Origin of the sequence: Aequorivita echinoideorum, from assembly GCF_018476645.1 — a bacterium.
Classification (GTDB): Bacteria; Bacteroidota; Bacteroidia; order Flavobacteriales; family Flavobacteriaceae; genus Aequorivita; species Aequorivita echinoideorum.
Genome location: NZ_JAHCTB010000012.1, coordinates 1 through 4590, shown reverse-complemented (window position 1 = coordinate 4590; position 4590 = coordinate 1). Strand labels below are relative to the sequence as shown.

Below are 4590 nucleotides of genomic sequence, written 5' to 3'. Positions count from 1 at the left end.
AACAAAGATCTGAGTTAAAAAACAAATCTTTTTAGTCCAATTTAGATACAAATTCCGCATCATAGGGCAAACCACTTTTTGCAATTGCAAATGCCTGTTTCAACAATTTATTTGCCACAGCTATAAGCGCCAGTTTCTTGCTCTTGCCCTTATTTACGATACGCTCATATATCGCCCGACAGGCCTTGTTGTGCTTACACGCCGAGAATGCGCACAGGAAGAGAAGGTTCCTAAGCTTTTGATTGCCTACTTTTGATATCCTGCTCTTGCCCCGCACACTACTGCCGGATTGCCGTATGGTCGGTGTTATGCCCACATAACTGCACAATTGGCCCGCGGTCTCGAACTTTTCAAAACCATCGGTTATTACAATTAGGAACAGGGCCGTCTTGGTGCCCAGCCCCGGGATTCCCTTTAAGAGTGTGAGCTGGTGCTGTTGGTCCTGTTTTACGAGCATAAGCAGCCTTTCCTCCAAAGCCCTTACCTCCTTGTCCAGATGTTTGAGGTCACGCTTAAGGGACTGATGGACAAACTTGGAGGGAATGCCCAAGGTTTCCTCGCCGTGCAGCTTGTTCTTGGTGGCCGTGCGCTTCTTCAGGTAGCTGTCCAATAAGCGGAAGAGCTGCAGGCATTCGGCCTGTACATCCGTAAGGGCAGTGTAGGCAGGTACCTCATTTACCTTTGCGTACTCACAGATGGCCCTGGCATCGCTCTTGTCCGTTTTCACCTTGGCCAGCTTCATCTGGATGAAACGCTTTACCGACAATGGGTTCACCACTGATACCGCCACATTGTTTTTGTAAAGAAACTGTGCGAGCCTGTAATGGTAATATCCCGTGGCCTCCATCACCACGAGCGAGCCCTCTGGAATGGCCTTTAAGAAGGAACCGAAACCCTTTGGGATATTGGCGAACTGATGGTGGGCACCCTCGGAGCACACCGCATCAAAGACATCCTTGCTGATGTCCACTCCGTAAATTTTGCTATATTTATTCATAGAAAAACAATAATGAAAGGACGGTCTACTTTGGTTTCACCAACTTAAAATCGAGGTCAGGGCCTCAAAGATCTGAACGAAATTTAAAGTAGAAAAGAGCGGGGATTATCAATGTTGACGGAATGAAAACTTCCACTGGCTATAGTAACCTTACTCCGCTCTTTTGTTCTTTCTGATTAATTACTAAAGTTAACTGATTTAATGAAAATCAAACTTAAGCTGTGTATACGCAATGGCCGCAAATGAAAAGTCCGGGAATAAATTTATACATTTAGCGTCCGTGCGGGGGCGGGGGTGTTGGGAGACCGTTTCGCCACTGCGCATACACAAGACGTTGGCAAACATTTGACTACAGAATTAAATTTTGTAGTCTATTTTTTTATTTCTAAATTTGACAAATATTGTCAAGTCAAAAAATGGAAAATAGCTTCGGAGAAACAATACGAAAATTGCGAGAAGAAAATAATCTTTTTTTAAGAGAGGTCTCTGCTCAATTAGAAATTGACGCATCAATTCTAAGTAAAATAGAGAATAATAATAGAATTGCTAAAAAAGAATTAATTAAAAAATTCTCTACACTATTTAATACAGATTACAATGAACTATTAATAATATGGCTCTCGGATAAAATAGTAAATGAACTCAAAGACGAAAAGAACATAAAGAAAGTATTGAAAATAGCTGAACAAAAAATTAATAATGGGAAAAAGTAAATTAATGGATTATCATCGCTTCTTAGATGAAGCAGGCGACACTACATTCTATGGTAAAGGGAAAAAGAACATAATTGGAACGAACGGTGTTTCTAAAGCTTTTATCCTTGGTATGATAAAAATTAAAGACCCATTAGACGAAGTAAGAGAGAAGATTAATGCACTTCAAGAAAAAATTACCAAAGATGAATTTTATCACGTTCCGAGTTTTTTAAAGAAAATAAATAAGAATGGATATTACTTACACGCAACAGATGATTTGCCAGAGGTAAGAAAAGAAATGTTTGATTTAATGAAAACAATCAATTGTAGTTTTGAGGCTGTTGTTGGTAGAAAAGACATTGAACGTTATGAAACTAAGCACAAAGGTAAAGAGGAATATTTTTATGCAGATTTGCTATCTCATTTGCTCAAAAATAAACTTTCAAAACACGAAAAGCTTGTTATGCATATTTCAGAAAGAGGAAAAAGCACTAAAAACCATAATTTAGAATTGGCTTTTCTAAAAGCTAAACAAAGATTTACAAGAATAAACGGAATTAAAGAGACGAAAACTAAAATTGTTTTCAACGTAAATTATCCAACAAAAGACCCATTGTTAAATTTAGCAGATTATTTTTGCTGGACCATACAAAGAGTATTTGAAAGAGGAGAAATCAGATACTATAATTTCTTAAAAGACCAAATAAAATTAGTAATTGACCTTTACGACACAGAAAATTACAGTGATTGGAAAAATTATTATGACAACAGGAAAAATCCATTAACTTCCAAAAATAAGATAAGCCCACTAAAACACTAATTCTAAACTGAATTTAGAATAACGACTTGGAGTCGACTTTCGTGTTTCGCAGACTTAATCATTGCAAATGTACAAAATATTTTTGAGCTCAAAAAAACGTATGCCAACAACGTATATAAAAAATAGCTAATTCTGTGCCAAACTATTGCTTTCATCTTATATAAAAGCATTATTTTTAGTCGGAAAAAGTATGTATTTGTTTACACGCTACTTTTCATATACACGACCGTTGGGCGTAATTTGAGCGAAAATCTGCAAATTTGACTATTTTACCAAAATTTGGTATATTTGAGTAAAATTAAAAAGAAATGAAAAATACATCAATATCGCTCGGAAATTATTTTGACCAGTTTGTACAAACTCAGGTTTCTGCTGGACGTTACAAAAACGTAAGCGAAGTAATCAGAGCTGGTCTCCGACTATTGGAAAATGAAGAAAGTAAAGTTATTGCGTTAAGAAATGCTATTCAAGAAGGAATTGATAGCGGAATTGCTCACGATTTCGACCCTAAAAAAAATCTTGAGGAATTAAAAGCGAAACGCAGAAAGAATGGCTAAATACGAATTGACCAATAAGGCTGTAGCTGACTTAACCGGAATTTGGGAATATACACTCGAGAATTGGTCTGAAAATCAAGCTGACAGATACTACGATATGCTCTTGGATATTTGCCAAGACATTGCCGACAATCCTGAACTTGGAAAAAATTATGATGGAATTAAATCTGACCTTTTCGGATTAAAAGCAAATCGACACATAATATTATATCGAAAAAGAATTGACCATCCGATTGAAATAACAAGAATTTTACTCGGTCAAATGGATTTGAAAAACAGAATAACCGAATAAAAAAACTACACTCAACAAAGATCTGAGTTAAAAAACAAGTCTTTTTAGTCCAATTTAGATACAAATTCCGCATCATAGGGCAAACCACTTTTTGCAATTGCAAATGCCTGTTTCAACAATTTATTTGCCACAGCTATAAGCGCCAGTTTCTTGCTCTTGCCCTTATTTACGATACGCTCATATATCGCCCGACAGGCCTTGTTGTGCTTACACGCCGAGAATGCGCACAGGAAGAGAAGGTTCCTAAGCTTTTGATTGCCTACTTTTGATATCCTGCTCTTGCCCCGCACACTACTGCCGGATTGCCGTATGGTCGGTGTTATGCCCACATAACTGCACAATTGGCCCGCGGTCTCGAACTTTTCAAAACCATCGGTTATTACAATTAGGAACAGGGCCGTCTTGGTGCCCAGCCCCGGGATTCCCTTTAAGAGTGTGAGCTGGTGCTGTTGGTCCTGTTTTACGAGCATAAGCAGCCTTTCCTCCAAAGCCCTTACCTCCTTGTCCAGATGTTTGAGGTCACGCTTAAGGGACTGATGGACAAACTTGGAGGGAATGCCCAAGGTTTCCTCGCCGTGCAGCTTGTTCTTGGTGGCCGTGCGCTTCTTCAGGTAGCTGTCCAATAAGCGGAAGAGCTGCAGGCATTCGGCCTGTACATCCGTAAGGGCAGTGTAGGCAGGTACCTCATTTACCTTTGCGTACTCACAGATGGCCCTGGCATCGCTCTTGTCCGTTTTCACCTTGGCCAGCTTCATCTGGATGAAACGCTTTACCGACAATGGGTTCACCACTGATACCGCCACATTGTTTTTGTAAAGAAACTGTGCGAGCCTGTAATGGTAATATCCCGTGGCCTCCATCACCACGAGCGAGCCCTCTGGAATGGCCTTTAAGAAGGAACCGAAACCCTTTGGGATATTGGCGAACTGATGGTGGGCACCCTCGGAGCACACCGCATCAAAGACATCCTTGCTGATGTCCACTCCGTAAATTTTGCTATATTTATTCATAGAAAAACAATAATGAAAGGACGGTCTACTTTGGTTTCACCAACTTAAAATCGAGGTCAGGGCCTCAAAGATCTGAACGAAATTTAAAGTAGAAAAGAGCGGGGATTATCAATGTTGACGGAATGAAAACTTCCACTGGCTATAGTAACCTTACTCCGCTCTTTTGTTCTTTCTGATTAATTACTAAAGTTAACTGATTTAAGAAAAATCAAACTTAAG

General features: G+C 39.3%; 6 protein-coding genes. 4 read left to right on the top strand and 2 right to left on the bottom strand.

Annotated features, from left to right (window positions below; all coding sequences use genetic code 11):
* Positions 1-31: 31 nt before the first annotated feature.
* Positions 32-997 carry an IS110 family RNA-guided transposase gene (locus tag KIV10_RS13705; RefSeq protein ID WP_214114697.1) on the bottom strand — a complete coding sequence of 322 codons (966 nt, stop codon included), beginning with the start codon at positions 995-997 and terminating at the stop codon, positions 32-34.
* Positions 998-1413: 416 nt separating this feature from the next.
* Between KIV10_RS13705 and KIV10_RS13700 the strand changes: the two genes are divergently transcribed.
* The 4 genes from KIV10_RS13700 to KIV10_RS13685 all read left to right on the top strand — a co-directional run bounded on the left by KIV10_RS13700 (position 1414) and on the right by KIV10_RS13685 (position 3361).
* Positions 1414-1710, top strand: coding sequence for a helix-turn-helix domain-containing protein (locus KIV10_RS13700; protein WP_214114701.1), 297 nt, complete (start codon positions 1414-1416; stop codon positions 1708-1710).
* A complete protein-coding gene (locus KIV10_RS13695) occupies positions 1697-2512 on the top strand; it encodes a DUF3800 domain-containing protein (RefSeq protein WP_214114700.1) in 816 nt (271 codons plus the stop codon). The genes KIV10_RS13700 and KIV10_RS13695 overlap by 14 nt, the downstream gene beginning before the upstream one ends.
* A 308-nt stretch (positions 2513-2820) precedes the next feature.
* A complete protein-coding gene (locus tag KIV10_RS13690; RefSeq protein ID WP_041578750.1) occupies positions 2821-3069 on the top strand; it encodes a type II toxin-antitoxin system ParD family antitoxin in 249 nt (82 codons plus the stop codon).
* Complete coding sequence (locus KIV10_RS13685; protein ID WP_214114698.1) at positions 3062-3361, top strand: type II toxin-antitoxin system RelE/ParE family toxin; 300 nt, start codon at positions 3062-3064, stop codon at positions 3359-3361. The genes KIV10_RS13690 and KIV10_RS13685 overlap by 8 nt, the downstream gene beginning before the upstream one ends.
* 44 nt (positions 3362-3405) lie before the next feature.
* Here the strand turns inward: KIV10_RS13685 and KIV10_RS13680 are convergent, their stop codons facing one another.
* Positions 3406-4371 (bottom strand): IS110 family RNA-guided transposase, encoded by a 966-nt coding sequence (locus KIV10_RS13680; RefSeq protein ID WP_214114697.1) that lies wholly within the window; start codon positions 4369-4371, stop codon positions 3406-3408.
* Positions 4372-4590: the final 219 nt, after the last annotated feature.

Bases quoted from the DNA above. Each gene is read 5' to 3' on its own strand.
- KIV10_RS13705 (WP_214114697.1), bottom strand. From the start codon at position 997: ATGAATAAATATAGCAAAATTTACGGAGTGGACATCAGCAAGGATGTC.
- KIV10_RS13700 (WP_214114701.1), top strand. From the start codon at position 1,414: ATGGAAAATAGCTTCGGAGAAACAATACGAAAATTGCGAGAAGAAAAT.
- KIV10_RS13695 (WP_214114700.1), top strand. From the start codon at position 1,697: ATGGGAAAAAGTAAATTAATGGATTATCATCGCTTCTTAGATGAAGCA.
- KIV10_RS13690 (WP_041578750.1), top strand. From the start codon at position 2,821: ATGAAAAATACATCAATATCGCTCGGAAATTATTTTGACCAGTTTGTA.
- KIV10_RS13685 (WP_214114698.1), top strand. From the start codon at position 3,062: ATGGCTAAATACGAATTGACCAATAAGGCTGTAGCTGACTTAACCGGA.
- KIV10_RS13680 (WP_214114697.1), bottom strand. From the start codon at position 4,371: ATGAATAAATATAGCAAAATTTACGGAGTGGACATCAGCAAGGATGTC.